The 23,848-nt window shown below is 38.7% G+C and carries 21 protein-coding genes and 1 tRNA gene; 9 read left to right on the top strand and 13 right to left on the bottom strand.

Going from position 1 to position 23,848, the window contains the following annotated elements:
• Positions 1 to 4: 4 nt before the first annotated feature.
• The 3 genes from BBP83_RS06080 to BBP83_RS06070 all read left to right on the top strand — a co-directional run bounded on the left by BBP83_RS06080 (position 5) and on the right by BBP83_RS06070 (position 3,249).
• Positions 5 to 325: a hypothetical protein gene (locus BBP83_RS06080; RefSeq protein ID WP_068886520.1), complete on the top strand. Its 321-nt coding sequence runs from the start codon at positions 5 to 7 to the stop codon at positions 323 to 325.
• A gap of 68 nt (positions 326 to 393) precedes the next feature.
• Positions 394 to 1,551 carry a hypothetical protein gene (locus BBP83_RS06075; protein WP_068886518.1) on the top strand — a complete coding sequence of 386 codons (1,158 nt, stop codon included), beginning with the start codon at positions 394 to 396 and terminating at the stop codon, positions 1,549 to 1,551.
• Positions 1,552 to 1,854: 303 nt separating this feature from the next.
• Entirely contained in the window at positions 1,855 to 3,249 is a 1,395-nt protein-coding gene (locus BBP83_RS06070) for a KAP family P-loop NTPase fold protein (protein WP_245669716.1), read from the top strand.
• A 590-nt stretch (positions 3,250 to 3,839) separates the two neighbouring features.
• Here the strand turns inward: BBP83_RS06070 and BBP83_RS15245 are convergent.
• The 3 genes from BBP83_RS15245 to BBP83_RS06060 form a co-directional block, all read right to left on the bottom strand.
• Positions 3,840 to 4,007, bottom strand: a complete 168-nt coding sequence (locus BBP83_RS15245; RefSeq protein WP_171258039.1) for a hypothetical protein — start codon at positions 4,005 to 4,007, stop codon at positions 3,840 to 3,842.
• Positions 4,008 to 4,512: 505 nt separating this feature from the next.
• Positions 4,513 to 4,588: transfer RNA gene (locus BBP83_RS06065), tRNA-Arg, on the bottom strand.
• A gap of 81 nt (positions 4,589 to 4,669) precedes the next feature.
• Positions 4,670 to 6,022: an amino acid permease gene (locus BBP83_RS06060; protein ID WP_068886791.1), complete on the bottom strand. Its 1,353-nt coding sequence runs from the start codon at positions 6,020 to 6,022 to the stop codon at positions 4,670 to 4,672.
• A 320-nt stretch (positions 6,023 to 6,342) separates the two neighbouring features.
• Between BBP83_RS06060 and prpF the strand changes: the two genes are divergently transcribed.
• Both prpF and BBP83_RS06050 read left to right on the top strand, forming a co-directional pair.
• Positions 6,343 to 7,524 (top strand): 2-methylaconitate cis-trans isomerase PrpF, encoded by a 1,182-nt coding sequence (prpF, locus tag BBP83_RS06055; RefSeq protein ID WP_068886514.1) that lies wholly within the window; start codon positions 6,343 to 6,345, stop codon positions 7,522 to 7,524.
• A gap of 281 nt (positions 7,525 to 7,805) precedes the next feature.
• Positions 7,806 to 8,714: a polyprenyl synthetase family protein gene (locus BBP83_RS06050; protein ID WP_068886788.1), complete on the top strand. Its 909-nt coding sequence runs from the start codon at positions 7,806 to 7,808 to the stop codon at positions 8,712 to 8,714.
• Between the two features lie 76 nt (positions 8,715 to 8,790).
• Here the strand turns inward: BBP83_RS06050 and putP are convergent, their stop codons facing one another.
• The 5 genes from putP to BBP83_RS06025 form a co-directional block, all read right to left on the bottom strand.
• Complete coding sequence (gene putP / locus BBP83_RS06045) at positions 8,791 to 10,281, bottom strand: sodium/proline symporter PutP (RefSeq protein WP_068886512.1); 1,491 nt, start codon at positions 10,279 to 10,281, stop codon at positions 8,791 to 8,793.
• A 213-nt stretch (positions 10,282 to 10,494) separates the two neighbouring features.
• A complete protein-coding gene (locus BBP83_RS06040) occupies positions 10,495 to 11,349 on the bottom strand; it encodes an SPFH domain-containing protein (protein WP_068886510.1) in 855 nt (284 codons plus the stop codon).
• Complete coding sequence (locus tag BBP83_RS06035; protein WP_068886508.1) at positions 11,350 to 11,832, bottom strand: NfeD family protein; 483 nt, start codon at positions 11,830 to 11,832, stop codon at positions 11,350 to 11,352.
• Between the two features lie 96 nt (positions 11,833 to 11,928).
• Positions 11,929 to 12,846 (bottom strand): patatin-like phospholipase family protein, encoded by a 918-nt coding sequence (locus BBP83_RS06030; protein ID WP_068886505.1) that lies wholly within the window; start codon positions 12,844 to 12,846, stop codon positions 11,929 to 11,931.
• A gap of 65 nt (positions 12,847 to 12,911) precedes the next feature.
• A complete protein-coding gene (locus tag BBP83_RS06025; protein ID WP_068886786.1) occupies positions 12,912 to 13,538 on the bottom strand; it encodes a 1-acyl-sn-glycerol-3-phosphate acyltransferase in 627 nt (208 codons plus the stop codon).
• Between the two features lie 155 nt (positions 13,539 to 13,693).
• On the opposite strand from BBP83_RS06025, the gene BBP83_RS06020 reads away from it, so the two are divergent.
• From BBP83_RS06020 to BBP83_RS06005, 4 genes are all read left to right on the top strand, one after another.
• Positions 13,694 to 14,962 (top strand): MFS transporter, encoded by a 1,269-nt coding sequence (locus BBP83_RS06020; protein WP_068886503.1) that lies wholly within the window; start codon positions 13,694 to 13,696, stop codon positions 14,960 to 14,962.
• A gap of 231 nt (positions 14,963 to 15,193) precedes the next feature.
• Positions 15,194 to 16,867 (top strand): phosphoethanolamine transferase, encoded by a 1,674-nt coding sequence (locus tag BBP83_RS06015; RefSeq protein ID WP_068886784.1) that lies wholly within the window; start codon positions 15,194 to 15,196, stop codon positions 16,865 to 16,867.
• 3 nt (positions 16,868 to 16,870) lie between these two features.
• Entirely contained in the window at positions 16,871 to 17,554 is a 684-nt protein-coding gene (locus BBP83_RS06010; RefSeq protein ID WP_068886502.1) for a response regulator transcription factor, read from the top strand.
• A gap of 5 nt (positions 17,555 to 17,559) precedes the next feature.
• Positions 17,560 to 18,876, top strand: coding sequence for an ATP-binding protein (locus BBP83_RS06005; RefSeq protein ID WP_068886500.1), 1,317 nt, complete (start codon positions 17,560 to 17,562; stop codon positions 18,874 to 18,876).
• Here the strand turns inward: BBP83_RS06005 and BBP83_RS06000 are convergent.
• The 5 genes from BBP83_RS06000 to BBP83_RS05980 all read right to left on the bottom strand — a co-directional run bounded on the left by BBP83_RS06000 (position 18,873) and on the right by BBP83_RS05980 (position 23,846).
• Entirely contained in the window at positions 18,873 to 19,583 is a 711-nt protein-coding gene (locus tag BBP83_RS06000; protein ID WP_068886498.1) for a phosphatase PAP2 family protein, read from the bottom strand. The two genes, BBP83_RS06005 and BBP83_RS06000, sit on opposite strands and share 4 nt — an antisense overlap.
• A gap of 439 nt (positions 19,584 to 20,022) precedes the next feature.
• On the bottom strand, positions 20,023 to 21,210 hold the full coding sequence (locus BBP83_RS05995) for an ammonium transporter (protein WP_068886496.1): 1,188 nt from the start codon (positions 21,208 to 21,210) through the stop codon (positions 20,023 to 20,025).
• Positions 21,211 to 21,679: 469 nt separating this feature from the next.
• On the bottom strand, positions 21,680 to 22,405 hold the full coding sequence (locus BBP83_RS05990) for an amino acid ABC transporter ATP-binding protein (RefSeq protein ID WP_171258055.1): 726 nt from the start codon (positions 22,403 to 22,405) through the stop codon (positions 21,680 to 21,682).
• A 14-nt stretch (positions 22,406 to 22,419) separates the two neighbouring features.
• Positions 22,420 to 23,103 (bottom strand): ABC transporter permease subunit, encoded by a 684-nt coding sequence (locus tag BBP83_RS05985; protein ID WP_068886493.1) that lies wholly within the window; start codon positions 23,101 to 23,103, stop codon positions 22,420 to 22,422.
• Complete coding sequence (locus tag BBP83_RS05980) at positions 23,103 to 23,846, bottom strand: amino acid ABC transporter permease (RefSeq protein ID WP_068886491.1); 744 nt, start codon at positions 23,844 to 23,846, stop codon at positions 23,103 to 23,105. The genes BBP83_RS05985 and BBP83_RS05980 overlap by 1 nt, the downstream gene beginning before the upstream one ends.
• Positions 23,847 to 23,848 lie beyond the last annotated feature (2 nt).

Below are 23,848 nucleotides of genomic sequence, written 5' to 3'. Positions count from 1 at the left end.
CAAAATGAATTTTACTGATAAATTAAACGTACGACTTGGCTTGGCAGTTGGTGCTGAGACATTTCAAAAATTGACAATCGAGAATTTATTTAATGATTGGTTGAATGGTGTTGATTGGGCTCAATTGAAAGTTGAGTTTCCAAAAGAGCTAGTTGAGAAAAAATTAGCTAAAGGAATCGATGGTAATACCTTACCTGATTTAGTCAAAGTAATTGATCAATATTACTTTGACCAATTTAAAAAGGCTGAAGATATTCATCTTCAAAAAGTTGCTCAATGGCATGATATGGAAATGGAGAAAACATTTGGAAAACTTAAGAACTAGGAAAAGATTCATTCAGTAAGACAAAGACGGCTCAATGAGCCGTTTTTTAATATTTTAAGGAAAAACCAATGTTAAACAATTCAAACCCATTAACTTTAGAATGCCAACAATTGATTGAAAGACTTGATCAGTTAGATTTTGTCGATCCATTCAGCCTTTATTACTTTAATGAGACTAAAGATATTGAGAGTGAAATTCTTCGCTTAAAGACAATATCTACTCGTAATACAGTAACTAAAAAAGATCTAAGTTTTGGTATTCATACTTCAAATGATGAGCTTGATTTAATCATTGAAAGTATGAAATTACGTTATGCAAATAACGCTCAACATGCAGATCAAATGGAAACCAAAATTTTCTCCAATATTCATAGTTATGACTTTAAAGCGATGAATATAAAGATCAAAGCATGTCTCGACTTTTTGGATATTTATTTTCAAGTCGAGAAGTCATGTACAAGGCATGATATTAAAAAGTACTTGACGGAAAAAACGAAGATCCGCCATTTTATTAAAGAAAGTAATAGTGGTTATATTATTCGTTTACATGATATGAACTCAATTCACTCTATTAATCAACGAATAGCACACCTCAACCACTTCGGATTAGTCAAAGCTAGTCTAGCTATTACAGAGATGGAAGTAGCTTTAGACTTTTACGGTTACAAGCATATAGCGCTGATTACAGCCCTTTTTAAATCTCTTAAGCTACCAAACGATACCGAAAATTTAAGGATCTTTAAAACGCAAATAGGAGTGTTTACGCCGATTCCATTCAATCCAATTATTCTGCATAGCAAAATTGAAGATGGATACAATATTGGTATTAATCACAAATTAGCAGATGAATATTGGCATTTATACCGAAAGCAGACTGATCAAAATGGTCAGCCTTTACCTGAAGAATATTGGCGGATTCGAGCAGAAAAGAATATGAAAGTTAATGTCTTGTCTAAGCTGGATAATCGGCTTGTGAATATCAAACGTGTTTTACTAGATTGCTTTAAAGGCATCCGCTTCACCCAAGTAAAGAAAAATGCTGTTCAGAAAACAAAGCAATTGTATGATTGTACAGTGGAAGCCTACGGAGTTGAAAAAGTAGCATATCTTGATGCCAATCGGAATTTAAGAAAGCTACCTAAAGAAATTGAAATGAATACGGAGCTGAATAAATTAGCCGTGAATGCAATCTGTAATTTAGCTAAAAATTTTAGTCACCCTTCGTAAAATTGCTGTAAGTAAATTTATGCACTGATAACGCTAAAGTCCTTATACAGCAAGGATCACGGCGTTATTTCGAAATCTAATCTGCCTAATAACTTATATATGTCCTACTAAGATACTTTATCTAAGATGAAACTTAACATTTACTTAACCCTAACTTTAGCAAAAAGTTAACCTAATTTGAGCCAATGAGCGAAGTCCTAGAGAATTAGAAAAATGGTGTATGGAGACCATTCATAAAAATTGAGATTTTCACAAAAAACCTTATACTTTATTTTTAATTTCAATTATTTATAAAAAATGAATATGAGCACTAAATTTATCAAAGATCGTGAAGAAGAAATTACTGAGCCGTTTAAAGGAGATTTATGGGGGCGTAAGCAACTAGGTGAAAAGTTGACGCACTTCATCTCTAACTTGCAATGTGGAGCTACAATTGCATTAGATGCGGAATGGGGATCAGGTAAAACATGGTTTGTAAAAAACTGGAAAGCTGATTTAGAAGAGAAAAACTATAAAGTTATTTACATAGATGCTTTTGCACATGATTTTATGGAGGATCCATTTCTGATTTTATCTATGGAAATTCTTAATATAGTTGATTCCGATGCATCGGTTAGTAATAGATTTAAAGATAAATTCATTAGTGCTTATCATGCGGTGCTTCCAAACTTACCAATGCTTATTTGGTCTTTGGCTATGACCTTGATGGGCGGAGGGCATTTTAGCAAAGGTGTTCAGGATACAATCACAACTGTCAAGGAAGCAACAGGAGGTGTTGGAGAAAAGGTAGGCGAGTTATTAGAGGAAGGATTAAAAGAGCACTTGACGGAACTAGTTGATAATTACAATACAAATAAGAATGAGTTAAAATACTTTAAACAAGAGCTAGAAAATTTAGTTAAAGATTTGGAATATCCTTTAGTTTTTATTGTAGATGAGCTTGATCGGTGTAAGCCTGAGTTTTCTATAAAATTAATTGAAAGAATTAAGCATTTCTTTGACATTCCAAACATTATTTTTGTTCTTGCAACAAATAAAGCTCAATTAGAAGAATCAATAAATAGTTTCTATGGCTTCAAATCGACAAATAGTTATTTAGAAAAATTCATTGATTTAAATATTAAATTCCCAAAACGGGAAAGTGATTCTTATGTTGAAGTTATTCGAACATATGTTAGCAAATTTGGATTGAGAGTGAATAATAAGGATATTTTGATTTTATCAGCAGTATTTAATCTTAATTCAAGAGATCTCACTAGAATTCTACAGAAAATAGCTTTAATGAGTAATTTCAATCATTATGTTTCTATAGTAATGGCTTTTATCTACTTAGCTATGGAACAAAAATCAATGAATCCTAGCCGAATGTCTGAGAAGGAGTTTTTAGATAATTTTATGAATTTATTGATTACTCATGTTAAGAGTCAGCGTTCATATAATCATAGCAATTATGATTTCGCTAATGTGGCAAAATTTGCGGATCAATATGCCAGTAGTCAAGCAGGAAGAGATAGCTCTGGTTTTCCGTATTTGCTGAAATATTACTATCTTGAATATACCGATGAGATAATTGATGAACGCACTTTAGACATGAAAAAATCATTAAAAGATGATTTGAAAGCTAGTGGTTATTACAACGAAACGGATTTTGTTAAAAGTTGGGATAATTACATAAACTCAGGTTTTATAGTTAATTAAACTGAGTTTGTATCACAATATGTATCACATGATTTTTAATAAATTAAATATTCTATATTAAACATGCGTTTACTTGTTAAGTTCAATTGTCGCCACCCCAAAATTCTTTATATAAATCAGCCACTTAATTAAGTGGCTTTTTTATTGCCACATTTTTGCCACATTTCATATAAATCACGCCACATTTTCATAGGCATTTGTAAGTTTTCGGCTTTTTTTGTACTACTTTGTTTTTTATTCTGCACTAAATATTTGCAGTTATTCTGCACTATCTAACGATTTGCCAGATAGTGTAGGGCTGTTTAATTAATTCGTCGAAACAATAACAAAGCCAATATCACTCGCAGTACTGTAGAAGCATTACTGAACAACCTTTCACTTTTAAAGTCAGTGTAGAATAATGAGTAAATTAAGAATCGCTTAGTTTTACTCCATAAAAACCTCCAAACTTTTATTGGCTCAGTCTTTAGGTTCAACTAAAGCAGTCATATGGATAATTTTAGGTTTTTTTAAAGCACCCTTTAAGTTTTGAGTGACATTATGTTTACACAGTTCAATAGGAACGGCATAGCGTAATATCTGACTACATTTCACTTTAACTTTTTTAGCTTTCCGTCTTTTTTATAAAGTCGACAGACCTTGAGTACATCCATAGCTTTAATTTCATAAACAGGAATTTGGCCAATGTGCTGATTGATCACTTCTAATAAGCTTTGCTGTCCTTTAGTTGTAGATTCAGCAACGTCTTGTTTACTCATCCATTTTTTAGATAGCTCACTAAAAATATTCTTATTTGAACTTAATATCTCATTCTTAATTCTGATTTTTCCACATGTGGGTCAATGTTTTTAGTGAGACAGGTACGGCTTCTTCGCACTTAATTATTACATCAGCTAGAGTGATTGTTGGATAGGAATCAAAACTTAAGGAGTTTCATTTTTTAGTAGAGGGGTGTGAGTAACTGTATCACCAGTTTTGGAAAGGATTAAAAATAAGCCATTATTGTCTGAAATTCGTTGATGTTTATTAAGGGTTGCTTTGAGATTTTTTATCTTGCTATTCATAAGGATTTTGATGATTTTTGGCATTTTTACAGTACAAAATTTCGCGTATAAAAGTTTGTACTGTATTTTATATTGTAAAAATATTAGTCCACAAGAGAGTCATTAAGACTAATATAGAATCAAGTGTTATTTAAATTTCTGATTATTATAAAATTATATTTATGTTGTGGAGTGCTGTAGACCAAAATAAACCATAAAATGGTGCGCCCTGCGGGACTCGAACCCACGTCGGTCGCTTAGGAGGCAACTGCTCTATCCAGTTAAGCTAAGGGCGCAAAACGAACTTAATGTACTCTAATTTCAGACAAAAAAAAAGGTTATTGTCGAAACAATAACCTTTTAAATGCTTTAAAAAATTAAGCTTTTCTATAAAGTATTTTGAATAAAACAAACATGAGCGTAATCCAAACGGGAATCATAATGACCGCACCGCTCAAACCTTGTGTCCACATGATATAGAGTACTGTTGCAATAAAGGCAAGTACCAAATAGTTACTAAATGGTGACCATAGAGCAGGGAATTGTGAAACAGTCCCTTCAGCTTTCATCGCTTTCATGAATTGAAGATGGGTTAAACTAATCATCGCCCAGTTCAAAACTAAAGCGCCAACAACAATATAAATTAGATTACTTAAAGCATCTTCTGGCGCAAAATAGTTTAGCAAGACACAGCCAAAAATCAGTAAGGCAGAGAACAAAACAGCAGGGATTGGCACACCTTGCTTATTGGTCTGAGTAAAGATTTTAGGTGCATTTCCTTGCTGCGCTAAACCAAATAGCATACGACTGTTGGCATACATACCACTGTTATAAACAGAAAGCGCCGCCGTTAAGATAATAAAGTTCAGCAAATGCGCTGCCCAACCAATTCCTAATTGACTAAAAATCAGTACAAATGGACTTTTATCTAGACCGCCAAGTTCTAATTGGTTCCAAGGCACAAGCGATAACAGAATGGTTAACGAACCGACATAGAAAATCAGAATACGAAAAACCACTTGGTTAATGGCTTTGGGAATTGTTTTCTGAGGGTCTTTGGCTTCTGCTGCCGCCATACCAATCAGTTCAATACCACCAAAAGCGAACATAAGAAAGGCCAGCATGTAAAATAGGCCTTCAAAGCCATGTGGGAAGAATCCACCGTGTGACCAAAGGTTGCTAAAAGAAGCTGTTGATTCAGGCCCAGCGGTAACCAGTAAATAAATACCGAAAATAATCATAGCAACTACAGCAGTTACTTTAATAATAGACAGCCAAAATTCAGATTCACCATAAAACTTCACATTACCCAAATTTACAAGGGTAATTACAATGAAGAAAAACAGTACTGACACCCAAGCGGGAATAAACGGCCACCAATAATTAATATACTTAGCGACAGCGGTTAATTCGGTCATGGCAACTAAGACATATAAAACCCAATAGTTCCAACCCGCGAGAAAGCCGGGAAATTTGCCCCAATATTTGTTCGCAAAATGACTGAATGAACCGGCAACAGGTTCTTGTACAATCATTTCCCCGAGTTGACGCATAATTAAAAAGGCAATTAAACCACCAATCGCATAACCCAAAATAATGGATGGACCGGCAGATTCAATCACATGCGCAGAACCTAAAAATAAGCCAGTACCAATTGCACCACCCATGGCAATCAATTGTATATGACGGTTCTTTAAGCCACGCTGAAGTGTAGAGGATTCGTTATTCAAATTATTCAGCCCGACAAGGATTAAGTTCCGAATTGTAAAGTATTGCAAACTATTAGCCTAGTAGATGGTCAGTATGAAACATTTTGTTGATTTTAAAAATTATCTTTTTTTTAAAGTTATTATGATTTTTATCAAAGAATTAGGTTTATTTTTGAGGTTAAAACTATTAATAATATAAAAACCAGATTCTCTTGAGCGACTGTTTTTTATACTTAAGTCCAGTAGCGCATGTTTTACTTGCAAAAGAAGCTATGATTATGCGTGATTAATATCATATTGATCTAACGCAATACAATGATAAATAGGAAGGATTCAAAAATATGTCGTTTGCTCCACAAATTAAAATTCCAGCAACATATATGCGTGGTGGCACCAGTAAAGGGGTGTTCTTTAAACTAAGTGATTTGCCTAAAGAAGCACAACAGGCAGGCACGATTCGTGACCAGATTCTGTTACGTGTTATAGGTAGTCCAGACCCGTATGGCAAGCAAATTGATGGTATGGGTGCCGCTACATCAAGTACCAGTAAAACGGTAATATTAGCCAAAAGTGACAAGCCAAATCATGATGTTGATTATTTATTTGGCCAAGTTTCTATTGATAGTGCTTTTGTCGACTGGAGCGGTAACTGCGGTAATTTAACGGCTGCGGTTGGCGCATTCGCTATTACAAATGGCTTGGTCGATCAACATAAAATCCCAGAAAATGGGATTTGTACTGTAAATATCTGGCAAGCCAATATTCAAAAAACCATTATTGCGCATGTACCGATCACAAATGGACAGGTTCAGGAAACTGGTGATTTTGAATTAGATGGTGTGACTTTTCCTGCGGCCGAAGTTCAAATTGAATTTTTAGACCCAGCAGATGATGGCGGCGCAATGTTTCCGACTGGAAATTTGGTCGATATTTTGACAGTTCCAGAGGTAGGAGAGTTTCAAGCCACATTTATTAATGCGGGTATTCCAACCATCTTCTTAAACGCTGAAGATATTGGTTATGAAGGCACTGAATTACAAGAAGTAATTAATTCAGATGCTGTTGCACTGGCACGTTTTGAAAAAATTCGTGCTTACGGTGCTAAGCAGATGGGGCTAATACAAGATATTTCAGAAGCACAAAAGCGTCAGCATACGCCTAAGATTGCTTTTGTTTCTAAGCCAAAAGCGTATGTATCTTCTAGTGGTAAAACAATTGCTGAACAAGATGCAGATTTATTGGTACGTGCATTGTCTATGGGTAAATTGCATCATGCCATGATGGGAACTGCCGCTGTGGCTATTGGGACTGCAGCCGCCATTCCGGGGACGTTGGTGAATATTGCTGCAGGTGGTGGGGAACGCGAAGCAGTTCGATTTGGACATCCTTCAGGCACCCTACGCGTTGGTGCGCAAGCGGTTCTGGAAAATGGTCAATGGGCTGTGAAGAAAGCCGTTATGAGCCGTAGTGCACGTGTCCTGATGGAAGGTTGGGTGCGTATACCTCAAGAGACATTGGATTAATTCCAGCAATAAGATAAAAAGTCCCTCAATGTAGGGACTTTTTTATTTTGATTACACAAGATGCAGAAATGTGATTGTTATGATCGGCTATCAAGTTTATGGTTTTCATAAGCATGTATGAATTTACTTTTATAAAGCAAGATTGTGCTGAGAACATAGAGAAAGTAAATTAAAAGCAGTATGATGCTACAGGCCAATAAAAGCCAGTGAATGGCCGATTTTGCATGGTCTGTGCAAATGAAAAACTGTTTTAAAAGCTTAACGAAGTACTCGAGGTGAAAGTGTCATCTTTAACTGATGTGCAGACACATATATTGACTGAGGCGCAACAGCGCATTCAGCAAGATTTATTAACTGCATTAGATGCATTTGCAATCCCAGAACCTTTAAAAGGTGCGGTGTATCATGCGGTGATGCTGGGTGGAAAACGTGTGCGTCCAGCACTGTGTTATGCCACTGGTGCGCTACAGAACAATCCTAATCATGCTGCAGTACGCCGTGCTGCAGTCGCAATTGAATTTATTCATTGTTATTCTTTGGCACATGATGATTTGCCTTGTATGGACAATGATTTACTTCGCCGTGGGCAACCAACGTGTCATGTAGCTTTTGGCGAAGATACCGCGCTTTTAGCGGGTGATATTCTGCAATCCATGGCTTTTGAAGTATTAGGCAGTCGATTGTTTGATCAAGGCCCCGCCGTTGAAGCCTCAATTGTCCTGAAGCAAATGCAAATTTTGGCAACGGCATCATCAAAAATGGTGAATGGTCAGGTGCTCGATTTACAGGCCGAAGGCAAGCAGATTACACAAGATGCATTAGAAACAATTCATCGGAATAAAACAGGTGCTTTAATTACAGCGGCTATTATGATGGCTGCGGTTACACTTTTTAAAGGCACAGATCCTGCTATTCCAAAACTACGTGAGTATGGTCAAGCCATTGGTTTAGCTTTCCAAGTTCAAGATGACATTTTAGATATTGTGTCTGAAACAGAAGTTTTGGGTAAAACAGCAGGTAAAGATCAGCAAGTTGAAAAGTCGACTTATCCTGCACTGATGGGATTAGAACAAGCCAAGGCTTATGCGCAAGATTTACATAATCAAGCCATGAATGCATTGTCATATTTTGATGATCAAGCGGAAGAACTGACTCTCATTACTCAGTTTTTATTGGCGCGTAAAAGCTAAAAATAAATGGCAATAAAAAAGGGAGAACTCAAATGTTCTCCCTTTTTTATCACTTCACTATTACGTACTAAATGAATTACTTATTTTCGTTATAGATTTTTTCTGCTTCATCAAAACGGTCAGTCACTTCATTGCTTGGGACTTTGTCCATTAAGCTGACAATAATAATGGATGCAAATGACAAGATGAAACCTGGAATAATTTCATAGACACCTGTTGCGCCCCAAACATTTTTCCAAAGAATAACCATGACTGCACCAACAATCATACCTGCAAGTGCGCCATTGAGTGTCATGCGTCTCCAGAACAATGAAAGGATGATTAATGGGCCAAAAGCAGCGCCAAAACCAGCCCATGCATAAGCCACTAATCCTAACACTTTAGATTCAGGGTTTCCTGCCATCCAAATGGCTAATAGGGCAATCATCAGCACCATTAAGCGACCCACCCAAACCAATTCTTTTTGTGAGGCATTTTTGCGTAAGAATGATTTATAGAAATCTTCGGTTAGCGTGCTTGAGCAGACCAAAAGCTGACAGCTTAAAGTGCTCATGACCGCTGCTAAAATTGCGGCCAATACAATCCCTGCAACCCATGGATTAAACAAAATTTTAGTAAGTTCCATAAACACGGTTTCAGGATTAGCATTGACCACACCAGCCAATTCAGGATGTTGCTGGAAGTATGCAATACCGAAGAAGCCAGCAGCCACGGCACCACCTAAACATAGGATCATCCAAGTCATGCCAATACGGCGTGCATTAGGAATGGATTTAACAGAGTCTGCTGCCATAAAGCGAACAAGAATATGCGGTTGACCAAAATAGCCTAAGCCCCATGCCAATAAGGACAAAATAGCCACCCATTCTAAATGCCCCATCACATCTGTTGCATGTGGTCGGGCAGCCTCAAGTGCTAAAGTCACTTGAGACATATCTGCAAATGCCATGAGTGTCACAATAGGGGTCAGCAATAGTGCAAAAATCATTAGACTGGCTTGGATGGTGTCCGTCCAGCTAACGGCCAAGAAACCGCCAATAAAGACATAGCCAATTGTGGCAACTGCACTGATCCAAAGTGCTGTACTGTAAGACAGGCCAAACATGCTTTCAAATAAGCGTGCACCAGCAACCATGCCAGAGGCACAGTAAATAGCAAAGAACACTAAAATGATGACGGCAGAAACAACACGTAGAATTTTTTTCTGGTCATTAAAGCGATTAGAAAAATAATCGGGCAGGGTCAGGGCATTGTGTTGGACTTCAGTATGTACACGTAAACGTCCTGCAACCAATAACCAGTTCAGCCATGCGCCAATAATTAAGCCAATAGCAATCCACATTTCAGACAGACCTGAAAGATAAATTGCACCCGGCAAGCCCATTAAGAGCCAGCCACTCATATCGGAAGCACCAGCCGAAAGTGCAGTAACAAAACTTCCTAAACGACGGCCCCCTAAAATGTAGTCAGAGAAGTTTGTTGTCGCACGATATGCAATTAAGCCAATTGCAGTCATGGCAACAATATAAAAAAGAAAAGTAATTAAAGTTGGATTCAGGGAGCTCATACAATATCCATTTCGAGTCGGACAGCAGATCGAAATATGAATTGACAGTACAAAGAACGCCGATTGAGGGCAGTTCAGGCCACCATCAATTCAAATAATTTCAAAAATAACGCGAAATTTAACCATAAATTCATTTTTTTTGCTGACTTATTATTGGTGCAAATAAAAATAGACAGCATTTGAGCTGTCTATTGGTTTGAAACGAATGGTGTTTTAGTGATTTCGGCCCATGACACCACGAATGGTATTCATAATATCGGCAGGTAAAACCACCGTTTTGGCATTGTTTGATTTAGACATATCTTGCATGGCTTTAATATATTGTTCACCCAAAAGGTAAGCCACAGGGATCTCTTTATCGCCCACAGCAGAGCTTACCATTTCAATGGCACGTTGCGAGGCTTCTGCAAGCACAACTTGTGCTTCTGCATCACGACGCGACGCTTCTAAACGACCTTCTGCACTTAAAATAGCAGCCTGTTTTTCACCATCGGCTTTGGTGACTGCAGCACGACGTTGGCGTTCGGCCGCTGCTTGTTCTTCCATGGCAGTTTGCATGGTGTGAGAAGGTTTAATATCCTGAATTTCAACAGTTTTTAGGGTAATCCCCCAGTCTGAAATATCATCAGAAATCGCTGCTTTTAACTTCGCTTTGATATGATCGCGAGAGGATAAGGCATCATCTAGGCTCATTTCGCCAGTGATTGAGCGTAACGAGGTTTGAACCAGATTTTGAATCGCCCATACATAGTTTTCAATCCCATACACTGCTTTTTCAGGCGTGGTGAGGTTAATGTATGCTACGGCATTCATCAGCAATACAGCATTGTCACGGCTAATGACTTCTTGGGATGGAATATCAAGAACAATATCTTTGGTGGTGACTTTATATGCCACTTCATCGACATAGGGAATCACAAAATTTAGGCCAGGGCTTAAGGTTGTATGGTATTTACCCAAACGTTGCACAATCCATTTATAACCCTGAGGAACAATTCGCACGCCTTTAAAAATAGTTACAGCAACAAAGGCCAGCAGTGCAAATACAACTATCATAGCTCCGCTCATTTATTTACTCACTTTTTCGTTGTCATTATTACTGTGCAATTGCACAACTAAATCATTGCCTAAAATATCGACGACACGCACACGATCACCCACTTGCACAGGAGATAATGCACGACAGTTCCATTCGTCAGAACCCAGAACAGGCATCGGAAAACGTACTTTGATTTGATCGTGCTCTAAATTGGTTTGAATCACCATACCCACTTGGCCAATGGTGGCTTCTCTGGATAGTCCAGCTTTGGTTTTGTCAGTTGAAAGTGGCTTAATAAATTTAAACCAAGCGACGGTACAAAGAATAGAGAGAATCATCCAAGTGATGAGCTGGGTGGTGGTTCCCATCATCGGAAACAGAAAATACAAAATGCCGACCATAATGGCGCCAATACCGAACCAAAGTGCGGCAAAAGCGGGCAATAGCAATTCTGAAATAATCAGCAAGACACCTAAAACAAACCAGTGCCATGGCTCTAAAACTAATTCCATACATCTACTCGTGCATTATTGCAATTGATATAGATAAATAACTCTATATCAATGTAACAGATGAATAAGTATTTGAATATTTAAAAACTGTCTAAATTAAAACTTAGACACAGGCGCTGGTTTTAGTGCGGCAGGAGAGGCTTTAAAATTGGCAACCGCTTTTTGAATGGCGCGAATTTGCAATTGAGCCGCTCTTTCACCTTCTAAAATGGTTTCATTACTCGATTTTAAATCGAGCGTACCAATGTGGCCAACTTTGGGCTGAATCACAATATTGGCTTGATCTAATTCTTCATTGATGCTTTTTTGTCCCATAATGTTGAGGGTTTGATCTAAGACAGCAAACATATTTAGAGCTTTACTGCCATCGGGACGTGCTGAAATATCGACTGCAATGACAATATCTGCGCCCATATCTTTGGCTGTTTTTACTGGAATTGGACTGACCAAACCGCCATCGACATATTTATGTCCACCAATGGTTGCGGGAACAAATACATTGGGAATACTACAAGAGGCACGAACTGCTTGGCCTGCATTGCCTTTAATAAAATCGGCCCTGCGTCCATTGTCTAAACGTGTAGCCACCGCTGCAAAGCGAATGGGAAATTGTTCAATGGGTTTATTGCCGACATTTTTATTCACATAGTCTTGTAACTTTTGTCCCAAAATAACGCCTTGGCGGTTTAAGGTTAAGTCGCGAATATCAGACTCTTTAAAACCAAGGGCAATTTGTTGCAATTGGTACGGTGTTTTTCCGCTGGCGTATAAGCTACCGACAAAACTGCCTGCACTGGTTCCTGTAACAATCTTGGGCTTAATCCCATGCGATTCTAAAACTTTTAACACCCCAATATGGGCAAAACCTTTGGCACCACCACCGCCTAAGGCAACAGCAATTACTGGTTCGCGAGCTTTTATTGCTGTGGTTTGAGTTGGCTTTTTGACAGTTTTGTCACAACCTGCAAGGCTGAGCGCTAAAAGACCCATCAAAGAATAATGTAATAGTTTCATAAAAATACAGTTGAATAAGATGTGTACGAATTGGTGCACATCTCAGCAAAAAAAAGCCATTTTGGCTAGTGGTTTTTCCATCGCTTTTGTAACGGCTTGGCCAGCCAGTCTGGGTTTTTGGGTGAAAAATGACCTTCGTAGCGCTGTAAAATTTGTTCCAAATCTGCTTCAAAATTTCCAGTGGGTTCAAACGTACCAAGGCAATGAATGGTTTTCTTTGCATAATCAAAGGAAAACATCACAATAGGAATGTGTGCTTCATAAGCAATGTAATAGAAGCCACTTTTAATTTTATCGGCCTGCTTGCGGGTTCCTTCGGGTGCCATCCCAATCCAAATTTTATCTTTGGCATGAATAATGTCTGCAATTTGTTTGGTTAGACCGTGTTGATTGTCACGATTGACTGGAATAACACCCACCCATTCCAGTAAAGGTTTTAAAGGGGTGTTGAATAAAGTGTGTTTACCAAAAATTGTAATTTGAATACCAAGTCCCAAAAGTGCTGTAAAGCCATGCCATGCATCTATATTGGAGGTATGTGGGGAAATAATTGCAACCGCTTTGGGTAAATTGGGAAATTCACCTTCAAAGCGCCAGCCTTGCGCCAAATAAATGCGCTTAAAAATTTGCTTGGTCAGTGCCGAACCACGAGCAGGAACAAGATCTGGCAATGTTGGAAAATATTGAGTCATTGTTTTTATCATATATATTTCAGTATTTAACTTATCATAAGCCGATGCATTGATTGTCACATTGGCAAAATGGTGCAGTCTCATTGATATGTCGGTCATTTCAGATGGATTGGCCTCAAAATTATTCACCTTAGAACATCAGTAAGGACAACTTCATGTTTCAGGTACGTAATATCTACGTGTTGTTGTTTTCGCTGTATTGGGCACAGGGGCTTCCTGTCGGTTTTATGACTCATGCGTTGCCTGTTATTTTACGGGCAGAGGGCGTTTCTTTAGCACATATTGGTGGGTTTGGCCTATTAATGTTGCCATGGTCAATTAAAATATTTTGGGCACCGTGGATAGATCGGCTGGGTTCGGCGCGTATGGGGCATTACCGATCCTGGATTATTGCAACGCAACTTCTGACTATTTTAGTACTGATTATTATCTCTTTTTTGCCTATTCAGTCTTTGAATGAACCTGTGTATTTACTGGCTTTTTTTGTGGTGTTGTTCAGTATTAATTTACTGGGTGCAACGCAAGATATTGCAACTGATGGATTAGCCGTAAAAATTTTAAAGGGTGAGCAACAACATTGGGGTAACACCTTTCAAGTATTGGGTTCGCGACTGGGTTTTATTGTTGGTGGTGGCGCTATTTTATGGGCACTGGATTGGTTGCACTGGCAAGCGACTTTTTTACTGCTCGCAGGAATGGTCTTATTAAATACTTTCCCGATTTTATTTTATACAGAACCTCAACATCAGAAGCATCAGGAAAGACATCTAAATCGGACAAATATAAATTACCCACAAAGCCACTGGCAGACTGTTCAGCAATATCTAAATTATTTTATTGATCACCCACAGTTAAGACTTTGGCTATGGGTTTTAATTACTTTTAAAATTGCAGATGGTTTATCTGGCCCGCTATTAAAACCTTTAATGGTCGATTTAGGTTTGAGTTTTACGCAAATCGGGCTTTATGTCACCATGTTAGGTGCTGTTGCCGCTTTAATTGGCGCAGGGCTTGCAGGCCTGTCTTTAAAATGGTTATCACGCTTTCATGCACTAATTCTTTTTTCAGTTTTTAAAATAATCAGCCTAATGGCGTATACATGGTTGGCTTGGCAATATGATGCGGGGTTACAGATTCAGCCGTGGATAATTTATTGTATTAATGCACTAGAAGATCTGATTTCTGCCATGCTTTTGGTGGTGATGCTCACAGTCATTATGCAGTATAGCCGTCAGCACTTGGCAGCAACCGATTTTACTTTTCAAGTGGCATTGATGGCGACAGTCAGTGGTCTGCTATATAGCATAAGTGGCATAGTCGCTGACGCATTAGGCTATAGCACATATTTAATCATCATTAGCGTAGTAGCCATATTTTGTTTGATCCCAATTTACAGGTGGGGGCGTATTCAAGTCGTAATTTAAAATAAAAATAGTTATTAATCTTAATTGGTTGTAGTAGTCTATAAATGTCTACAAGAGGTATTCCTCAGGTCTGGATAAGCAAAATAGAGTGTCATTTTCTGTTCATTCTCTATTTTGAAAATATAAAACCAAGATAGCGCGATCTAACCAATGAATGCTCGTAGACCTTAAGCAAGTTTTAAGTTTTGGGATTTAACGTAGCACCATCTAGCCAAGCCGATGAAACACATGATGCTGACACAATGGTCTTCACTTAAGAAAAAAATACCGCCAATTTCTTTGGGCATGTTTAACTTTATTGTCGCATTGTGGCTGGCTATTGCGTTAAATCTGCCATTTTTTCGAAAAATTCATGATTTAACGCCCTATCAAGGAATAAAGGCACAGCTCTTTCTGCTTGCGACCATTGTGGTGGTTATTGCGTTATACAATGTATTGTTGCAACTATTGCAATGGCGTTGGAATGCTAAAATTTTAGCATCGGTTTTGATTTTTGTTGGTGGATTTAGTGCCTACTTTGTTTCAAGTTTAGGGGTGGTCATTTCACCAGATCAAATCCAAAATGCAATGCAGACTGACCCGAAAGAAGTCAAAGATTTACTTTCAGCACAATTTATAATTTGGGCTATTTTGTTTGTGGTTTTGCCTATTGCTATTTTAAGTCAATTGCCTATTTTAAAAGAGCCTGTCTCAAAAATTATCGTTAAAAAATTTCTACATATTGTCGGTTCTTTTATTGCTATTGCCAGTTTATTGTTTGTTTTTTATGTCGATTATGCAGCCATTTTTCGTGAACATCGTGATTTAAAAGGCATGCTTTCTCCGCAAAATGTCATTGCATCGAGTTTGTCTTATTACCGTCATCAAGTACCTGAGCAAAACTTACCTTTGGTTACTTATGGCACAGATGCACATCAAGTTGTCCCTACATCGAAAACTGAAAAACCTAAACTCATGGTCTTGGTTGTGGGCGAAACAGCACGTGCAGAAAGCTTTTCGTTGAACGGATACAGTAAAAATACCAATCCAGAATTATCTAAATTAGATGTGATTAATTTTAGCCAAGTCAGTTCTTGCGGAACAGCGACAGCGGTTTCTGTGCCCTGTATGTTTTCTGGCATGCCACGTAAAGACTATGACGCAAAACTGGCCAGCCACCGCGAAGGATTATTAGATATTGCTAAACGCGCAGGTTATCAAGTCACATGGTTAGATAATAATTCAGGCTGTAAAGGGACATGTGACCGTATTGAGCAAGTTCAGTTCAGTCCTGAATTAACCAAAAAATGGTGTGCAACCGATGGCGAATGTCGCGACGAAATTTTAGTAGATGGATTAAAACAATATATTGCAGCTATTCCACCTTCAGATGAAACGCCACGTTTAATTGTGCTACATCAAATGGGCAGTCATGGGCCTGCGTACTACCGTCGCTCAAGCGCAGATTTTCAGCCTTTTAAACCGACTTGTGATACCAATGCCATTCAAGGGTGTTCACAGCAAGCCCTGATCAATACTTATGACAACTCTATTGTGTATACCGACCATATTTTGAGTGAAGTCATTGGTGCATTACAGCAAAATCAAAAATATCAAACGGGTTTTTGGTATTTGTCAGACCATGGTGAGTCTACAGGCGAACACGGTATGTATTTGCATGGTGCGCCGTATGCCATTGCCCCGACACAACAAACCCATGTTCCAATGGTGATGTGGTTTTCAGCCGATTGGAAAGCAAAAAATGCACAGCAAATGACTTGCTTAAACAGTCAAAAAAGCAAAGAATTAAGTCAGGATAATTTATTTCCAAGTTTACTCAGTTTGTTGGGAATTCAAAGCCAAGTCATTGATGCAAAAAATGATATGTTGCAAAACTGCAGACCTGATAGCAATAAGGGAATCTAGTTCATGAGTAAAATATTAATCATTGAAGATGACTTTATGATTGCAGAATCGACACAGACTTTGCTGAAATATCAGGGCTTTGATGTAGATTGGGTAAATAATGGCATTGATGGCTTAAAAAAAATTCAACATGAAGAGGTCGATGTCGTATTACTGGATTTGGGGCTACCAATGATGGACGGTATGCAAGTGTTGAAACAAATTCGACAAAACCATCCCAATTTACCTGTTCTGATTATTTCTGCCCGTGATCAACTGCAACAGCGTGTTGAAGGTTTGAATCAGGGTGCTGATGATTATTTAGTTAAACCTTATGAGTTTGATGAACTTCTGGCACGAATACATGCATTGCTCCGTCGGAGTGGAAAAGAGCAGATACAAAACAGTGAGGCTCTTTTAAGTTATGGTGATTTGGTTTTAGATATTGAACAGCATTTGGTTAAATTTAAAGGCGAATATATTGACCTATCGAACCGTGAATGGGCGATTCTTGTTCCTTTGGTGACACATCCTAATAAAATTTTTTCTAAGGCAAACTTAGAAGACAAGTTATATGACTTTGACAGTGAAATTAGCAGCAATACCATTGAGGTTTACGTTCATCATTTAAGAAGTAAATTAGGTAAAGACTTTATTCGCACCATTCGAGGGTTAGGCTATCGTCTTGGACAGTTAGAAGGAAAATAATCAGTATGGCGTGGCTGGTTGGCAATTCTTTAAAGAAAAAACTGATTTTATATACTTCCTTTTTTAGCCTGATATTGGGCTGTTTGTTGATGGTATCCGCTTATAAAATTTCGTTGGAAGAAACCAATGAGATTTTAGATGCCCAAATGCAAAACCTAGCCAAACGTGTGGCCGAGCATGAACCGAACCCTGTAAAAAGTACTTTTGATGCGTCAAAGCACTATCATGAAGAAGACTTGTTTATTGATGTTTGGAGCTATGCCGAACAGTCGCATCAATACCATGAATTTAATCTTCTGATTCAACCGATGCAGCAAGCAGGTTTTTATACCCATAAGACGGATAACGGCACTTGGCGGACTTATGTTTTGCCTTTAAAAGATCATCAAGTTCAAGTCAGTCAACAACAATCTGTACGGCAAAATCTTGCTTTAGAGTTGGCTGGCAGTATGTTTATTCCTTATTTATTGGTGATGCCTTTTGTGCTTTGGGGTTTAGGCTGGATGATTGGGCGCATTTTACAGCCACTAGATGACTTTAAAGCGGAGTTGGCACGACGTGATGTGAAAGAGCTACAACCCATTTTAACGCAGCATTATCCTGTGGAAATTATTCCAACCATTGATGAAATGAACAGTTTATTCGAGCGAATTTCTACGGCACAACAGGAACAGCGCCAATTTATTGCCGATGCAGCACATGAATTACGTACACCAATTACCGCTTTAAATTTACAAATGAAAGTATTGCTACAAGAGTTCCCAGAACATGAGGCGTTGAAAAAGCTCAGTTTAGGCTTAATTCGAATTCAGCATTTGGTTGCTCAACTCCTCAGTTTAGCCAAGCAAGATGCATTTATAGATACCTTGAACCCTGTTCAGTCTTTTTATTTAAATGAAACAGTGGTCGATTGTGTAGAACAGCTGATTCATTTGGCGATGCAAAAAGATTTGGATATTGGCGTGGAACGCCAAGAAGTGGTGCTTATTTCCAGTCAGCAAAGTGCCATGCATTCTATTATTTATAATTTAATTGATAATGCCATTAAATATACTCCCACGCAGGGCATCATTAATGTTTCTGTCTTTACACAAGAAAATTACGCAGTCATTCAAGTTGAAGACAGTGGGCCGGGTATTGATCCAAAATTACATGAACATATCTTGAAACGTTTTTATCGGGTGCATCATCATCAAGAAATGGGCAGTGGATTAGGCTTATCTATTGTGGATAAGGCCGTGGAACGCTTGCAAGGCAAACTGAGTTTCGGCACCAGTGCAAGCTTAGGTGGTTTACAGGTGACGGTTGAATTTCCTATTTAGGCTGAATTGGTTTTGTTTAATGGTGGTGAATGCGATGCTAAAGTTGAAAAGCGAGAGTAATAGCAACTGTAAATCAGCACATTAATGCACCAGACAATCCATGCAGTCCATAAATTATGGCTAAGGAAATGCGCGCCTCGCATCATTTGAGCCCAACCCATCGCAAAGCCTAAAATAAACCCTGAAAATAAAAAGAAGTAGGCACGTTTAGGTTGTGTCAGCCGATAGACAAAATAGCCTGTCATAAAAGCAAAGCCAGTCGATGCATGACCACCAGGAAAACAATGGCCATTTTTCACATTGAATATCCAGAGAAATCCATGGGGCAGAGGTTGTGTCATAGACCATGGACAGGCATGTGATGATTGGGATTTTAAAATGCCAACCACAGCGGTACAAAGCATGGCAACACAGAAAAAATAACCCATTTCAAAACGCTGCGTGTGGAAAGTTTTAAACTTAAACGAAGCCAACCATTGCAATAAAATTAGAACGTATGTACCAATCAGCACATTTTTAACCCAACGGTGGTTTAATTCTGCTAAAGCCCAATGATCACGTAGTGGAAAATCGCCTACCGGACTCATCCATGAGGCAATGGTGTTTAAATCGATTAATCCACCGACCGGAAAAAATACACGAAGCACAGCAAAGCTAAAAAGTAAAAAGCAGGTCTGTAAAAAAATGAAATGCTGACGATCGGTCATAGTAAGCAAAATAATTATAATGAGGTGCTATTGCAGCAGACTTAGCTTAAAGTGAACTTAAAGATTACTAAACAGTGTATTTAGCTTGCTGATATCCAGATGAGTCATCATGCATGAGATGACTTTAGGAAGATGTTAACGTTAGAACAAAGGCAGTTTCAACTGGCAGTGGTGGGCATTGCCAAACCTTATCCTGGGATTCTTAATTTCGCCTGTAAGCCGTTGAATGTAGCGAGTTATCAATGTTTATTGATTGGTGATTATCCATAAATGATATTTATGGCGCGACATCAGTAGGCATGCAAGGGTGATGGTCAGATGGTTTTCATCCCGAAATAGAAAAGCATGTACCGTTTAATAAAATTTGGTCTTTGGAACAGGTTTAGTCTTAGCTTAATTAAACCAAGCGGTCATTGTATCTGCCCGCTTGGCTTAAACTTTAAAACATAGTGTCTTCTGAATTGGCAGTAATTCGATGAATAGACAAATCTGCACCACGGAATTCTTCTTCTTGGCTCAGACGAATGCCCATTAACGCTTTTAGTGCGCCGTAAACCATAAAGCCACCGACTAAGGCAATGCTGATTGCCAAGAACGTCCCGATGAATTGAGAAATAATAGATACGCCACCCAAGCCACCGAGCAATTGCTGGCCAAAAACACCTACGGCTAGCCCACCAAATGTGCCACAAACCCCATGTAGAGGCCACACGCCCAATACATCATCGACTTTTAATCTGTTTTGGGTGTAGGTAAATAGTTTCACAAAAATAATACCTGCTCCTATTCCAATCACCAATGCACCTACAGGATGCACCACATCTGAGCCTGCACAAATTGCGACCAAGCCTGCCAATGGGCCATTGTGTAAAAAACCAGGGTCATTTTTACCCATAAAATTGGCTGCCAGAGTTCCACCGACCATGGCCATTAATGAGTTAATTGCCACTAAACCTGAAATAGCATCTAGACGTTGGGCGCTCATGACATTAAAGCCAAACCAACCCACAATTAAAATCCATGAACCCAACGCTAAAAAAGGAATAGAAGATGGCGGATGTGCACTGATTCGGCCATCTTTTTTGTAGCGACCATAACGTGGGCCTAATAAAAGTACAGCAGCCAACGCAATCCAGCCCCCCATAGCATGAACCACAATAGAACCCGCAAAGTCATGGAAACTTGCTCCAAAGGTGCGTTCTAACCAAGCTTGTAAGCCAAAATTACCATTCCATGCTATACCTTCAAATAAGGGATAAATAAGAGCCACCAGTACTAAGGTTGCGATGGCTTGTGAACGCATTTTTGCACGTTCCGCAATACCGCCAGAAATAATGGCTGGAATTGCTGCCGCAAAGGTCAGTAGAAAAAAGCAACGCATGAGGTTATAGCCATGATCATTGGCTAAAACTGAACCTGCATGAAAAAAATGCTGACCGTAGGAGATATAATAGCCCACAAAAAAATAGGCAATGGCGGACAGTGAAAAGTCGGTTAAAATTTTACTCAGCGCATTGACTTGGTTTTTATGGCGTACTGTACCAAGTTCAAGAAATGCAAAACCTGCATGCATGGCCAGTACTAAAATTGCACCAAGGAGAAGAAAAAGTAAGTCAATATTTTGCATTTTGAGTCCCCATTTAGTGCATTTTTTCACAAAAGAAATTCAGTATATCGATGCAAACGATTTCGAAAAGAGGATTGATTAAGGGAAATTTTGATTAATTGGGTTTAAAAATAAACAAGACTCGATATAAAGCATTTTATTTTAATTTGCACTACATGGGGGCGTTTTTAAATTTTGGAATTTATCTATAATTATATACTTTTCAACTGGATGAGTTTGTTGTTGTGCTATGAGATTAAGCTTGTTTTAGAAAGGTGCAATTATTCAATTACAGGCTATTATCAAATTAAAATAGAAATAAGCGTTTTTTTATACGAACAAGAAAGATGTTATGCACTGCAATTAAGCACGATATGTTTTTATGCTTCTTTGAGATGTAAATATAAGAATAGAAACTTTAAGCTATGAATATCAAGTTAAAAAAAGCAGATTTAAAAATCTGCTTTTAATACAACATGTGCTGAATGAATTAGTGCAAAATTTTATTTAAGAATTGTTGCGCACGTTCACCGCGTGGTGTGTCAAAGAATTCATCTTTGGTGCAGTCTTCAATAATTTTTCCCTGATCCATAAAAATCACACGGTTTGCAACTTGTCGTGCAAAGCCCATTTCATGCGTCACGCACATCATGGTCATGCCTTCTTTGGCCAGTTGCACCATTACATCTAAAACTTCATTAATCATTTCTGGGTCAAGGGCAGAGGTTGGCTCATCAAATAACATAGCAATAGGGTCCATGCTTAGCGCACGCGCAATAGCAACGCGCTGTTGTTGGCCCCCAGACAATTGCGCAGGAAATTTCGATGCATGTGCACTTAAGCCAACACGCTCTAAATAGGCTAAACCTTTTTGTTTGGCTTCGGCTTCAGAACGGCCCAATACTTTCACCTGTGCAATGGTCAAATTTTCAGTAATGTTCAAATGTGGAAAGAGTTCAAAATGCTGAAACACCATGCCTACGCGACTACGCAGTTTATTTAAATCTGTTTTTGGGTCATTAATGGAAATCCCATCAACCAAAATTTGACCTGCTTGGAAGGGTTCTAAACCATTTACAGTTTTAATTAGGGTCGATTTTCCTGAACCCGAAGGGCCACAGACCACGACCACTTCGCCTTGACGAATTTGTGTAGTGCAGTCGGTCAACACTTGAAAGTCTTTATACCATTTACTGATATTTTGGAGGTCAATCATTACTTTTTGATCTGTCATACACTTAACCTCCGCTGTAGTTTTTTAACGACATAGGTTGCAATCATACTGACGGTGAAATACACCAAACCAGCGAATAAAATATATTGAGTAAGCAGTGACATTAAGTCTCCGCGGACATAGTTGGTACGGAAAAAGTCCAAAAGACCAATGGCATAGACCATAGTGGAATCTTGAAAAAGAATAATAGTTTGTTGCAGGAGGAGCGGAGTCATTTTCCGAAAAGCTTGAGGCAGAATAATCAAACGCATCGATTGGCTATAGCTCATACCTAAGGCATAAGAGGCTGCAGTTTGGCCTTTGGGAATAGACTGAATACCTGCACGGACAATTTCAGAGAAGTAGGCGGCTTCAAATAGCATGAATGCCACAATACTTGAAACCAGTGCAGTATCCATGGTCAAGTAATTGCCTGTGATGCCTGTATAAATAAAAGGCACGGCAAAATAGAACCACATCAGCACCAAAAGCAAAGGAATAGAGCGAAATAAATTGACATAACTTTTCGCAAACCAGTTCAGTGCTGTAATTGAAGACAAGCGCATTAGCGCAAGTAGTGTACCAATGAACACACCACCAATGGTCGCGGTAATGACCACTTTTAAAGTAATACTGAAACCATACCAAAGCGCAGGCCCAGACTGTTGTAGGTCTTGGATAAACGACGTAAGCCAATCCATTATTTATCTCCTGCAATTAAGCCAGGAACGCGCAAGCGTTTTTCCAGAAAATTCATAAAACCAATTAAACATACATTGATAATGATGAAAATAAGGGTGACGTAGGTGTAAATTTCGATGGTATTTTGCGTATATTCACTGATGGTTTTCATCTGAGAAATAATTTCAGCAACGCCGACTAAAGATGCAACCGAGGTATTTTTGACACAGTTGGTAAGTTCCGAGCTGAGCGGTGGCAAAATAGTGCGAAAGGACTGCGGTAAAATAATATAGCGATACAGTTGAGCCGTCGAAAAGCCCATGGCATAGCCTGCATTGGTTTGCCCCAAAGGTAAGGCTTCAATACCCGTACGTACTTGTTCGCAGACACGAGCTGCTGTAAATAAACCTAAACCAATACTCGCTGAAATTAACGCCGTGGTATTGGCACCTAAATCGTTCATCCACCAGTTTCGAATACCTTCTGGCAGGAAGTTGGGCACCACATAAAACCAAATAAATAATTGAATTAGCAAAGGTACATTACGAAAAATAGTCACATAAGCTGTGCCTATTGCACGTGCAGTCGGGCTGGGTAGGGTTCGCATAATCCCTAAAATGCTACCGAGCACCATGGCAATGCTCCATGCAACCAGTGCAATGACAAATAGCCAGCCGATCCCAATGAAAATCCACTGAAGATAGGTAGAATCACCTACACCTGTGGACTGGAAAATCATGCCCCAATTCCAACTATAATTCATAC

Origin of the sequence: Acinetobacter celticus (genome assembly GCF_001707755.1) — a bacterium.
Lineage (GTDB): Bacteria > Pseudomonadota > Gammaproteobacteria > Pseudomonadales > Moraxellaceae > Acinetobacter > Acinetobacter celticus.
This window is presented reverse-complemented; position numbering and strand designations above follow the sequence as displayed.

Excerpts from the sequence above, each read along its gene's own strand:
- BBP83_RS06035 (WP_068886508.1), bottom strand. The coding sequence starts at position 11,832 with ATGGAATTAGTTTTAGAGCCATGGCACTGGTTTGTTTTAGGTGTCTTG.
- putP (WP_068886512.1), bottom strand. The coding sequence starts at position 10,281 with ATGAGCTCCCTGAATCCAACTTTAATTACTTTTCTTTTTTATATTGTT.
- BBP83_RS06025 (WP_068886786.1), bottom strand. The coding sequence starts at position 13,538 with ATGACTCAATATTTTCCAACATTGCCAGATCTTGTTCCTGCTCGTGGT.
- prpF (WP_068886514.1), top strand. The coding sequence starts at position 6,343 with ATGTCGTTTGCTCCACAAATTAAAATTCCAGCAACATATATGCGTGGT.
- BBP83_RS06005 (WP_068886500.1), top strand. The coding sequence starts at position 17,560 with ATGGCGTGGCTGGTTGGCAATTCTTTAAAGAAAAAACTGATTTTATAT.
- BBP83_RS05980 (WP_068886491.1), bottom strand. The coding sequence starts at position 23,846 with ATGAATTATAGTTGGAATTGGGGCATGATTTTCCAGTCCACAGGTGTA.
- BBP83_RS06000 (WP_068886498.1), bottom strand. The coding sequence starts at position 19,583 with ATGACCGATCGTCAGCATTTCATTTTTTTACAGACCTGCTTTTTACTT.
- BBP83_RS06010 (WP_068886502.1), top strand. The coding sequence starts at position 16,871 with ATGAGTAAAATATTAATCATTGAAGATGACTTTATGATTGCAGAATCG.
- BBP83_RS15245 (WP_171258039.1), bottom strand. The coding sequence starts at position 4,007 with ATGAGTAAACAAGACGTTGCTGAATCTACAACTAAAGGACAGCAAAGC.
- BBP83_RS06080 (WP_068886520.1), top strand. The coding sequence starts at position 5 with ATGAATTTTACTGATAAATTAAACGTACGACTTGGCTTGGCAGTTGGT.
- BBP83_RS05995 (WP_068886496.1), bottom strand. The coding sequence starts at position 21,210 with ATGCAAAATATTGACTTACTTTTTCTTCTCCTTGGTGCAATTTTAGTA.
- BBP83_RS06030 (WP_068886505.1), bottom strand. The coding sequence starts at position 12,846 with ATGAAACTATTACATTATTCTTTGATGGGTCTTTTAGCGCTCAGCCTT.
- BBP83_RS06070 (WP_245669716.1), top strand. The coding sequence starts at position 1,855 with ATGAGCACTAAATTTATCAAAGATCGTGAAGAAGAAATTACTGAGCCG.
- BBP83_RS06040 (WP_068886510.1), bottom strand. The coding sequence starts at position 11,349 with ATGAGCGGAGCTATGATAGTTGTATTTGCACTGCTGGCCTTTGTTGCT.
- BBP83_RS06075 (WP_068886518.1), top strand. The coding sequence starts at position 394 with ATGTTAAACAATTCAAACCCATTAACTTTAGAATGCCAACAATTGATT.
- BBP83_RS06015 (WP_068886784.1), top strand. The coding sequence starts at position 15,194 with ATGCTGACACAATGGTCTTCACTTAAGAAAAAAATACCGCCAATTTCT.
- BBP83_RS06020 (WP_068886503.1), top strand. The coding sequence starts at position 13,694 with ATGTTTCAGGTACGTAATATCTACGTGTTGTTGTTTTCGCTGTATTGG.
- BBP83_RS05990 (WP_171258055.1), bottom strand. The coding sequence starts at position 22,405 with ATGATTGACCTCCAAAATATCAGTAAATGGTATAAAGACTTTCAAGTG.
- BBP83_RS05985 (WP_068886493.1), bottom strand. The coding sequence starts at position 23,103 with ATGGATTGGCTTACGTCGTTTATCCAAGACCTACAACAGTCTGGGCCT.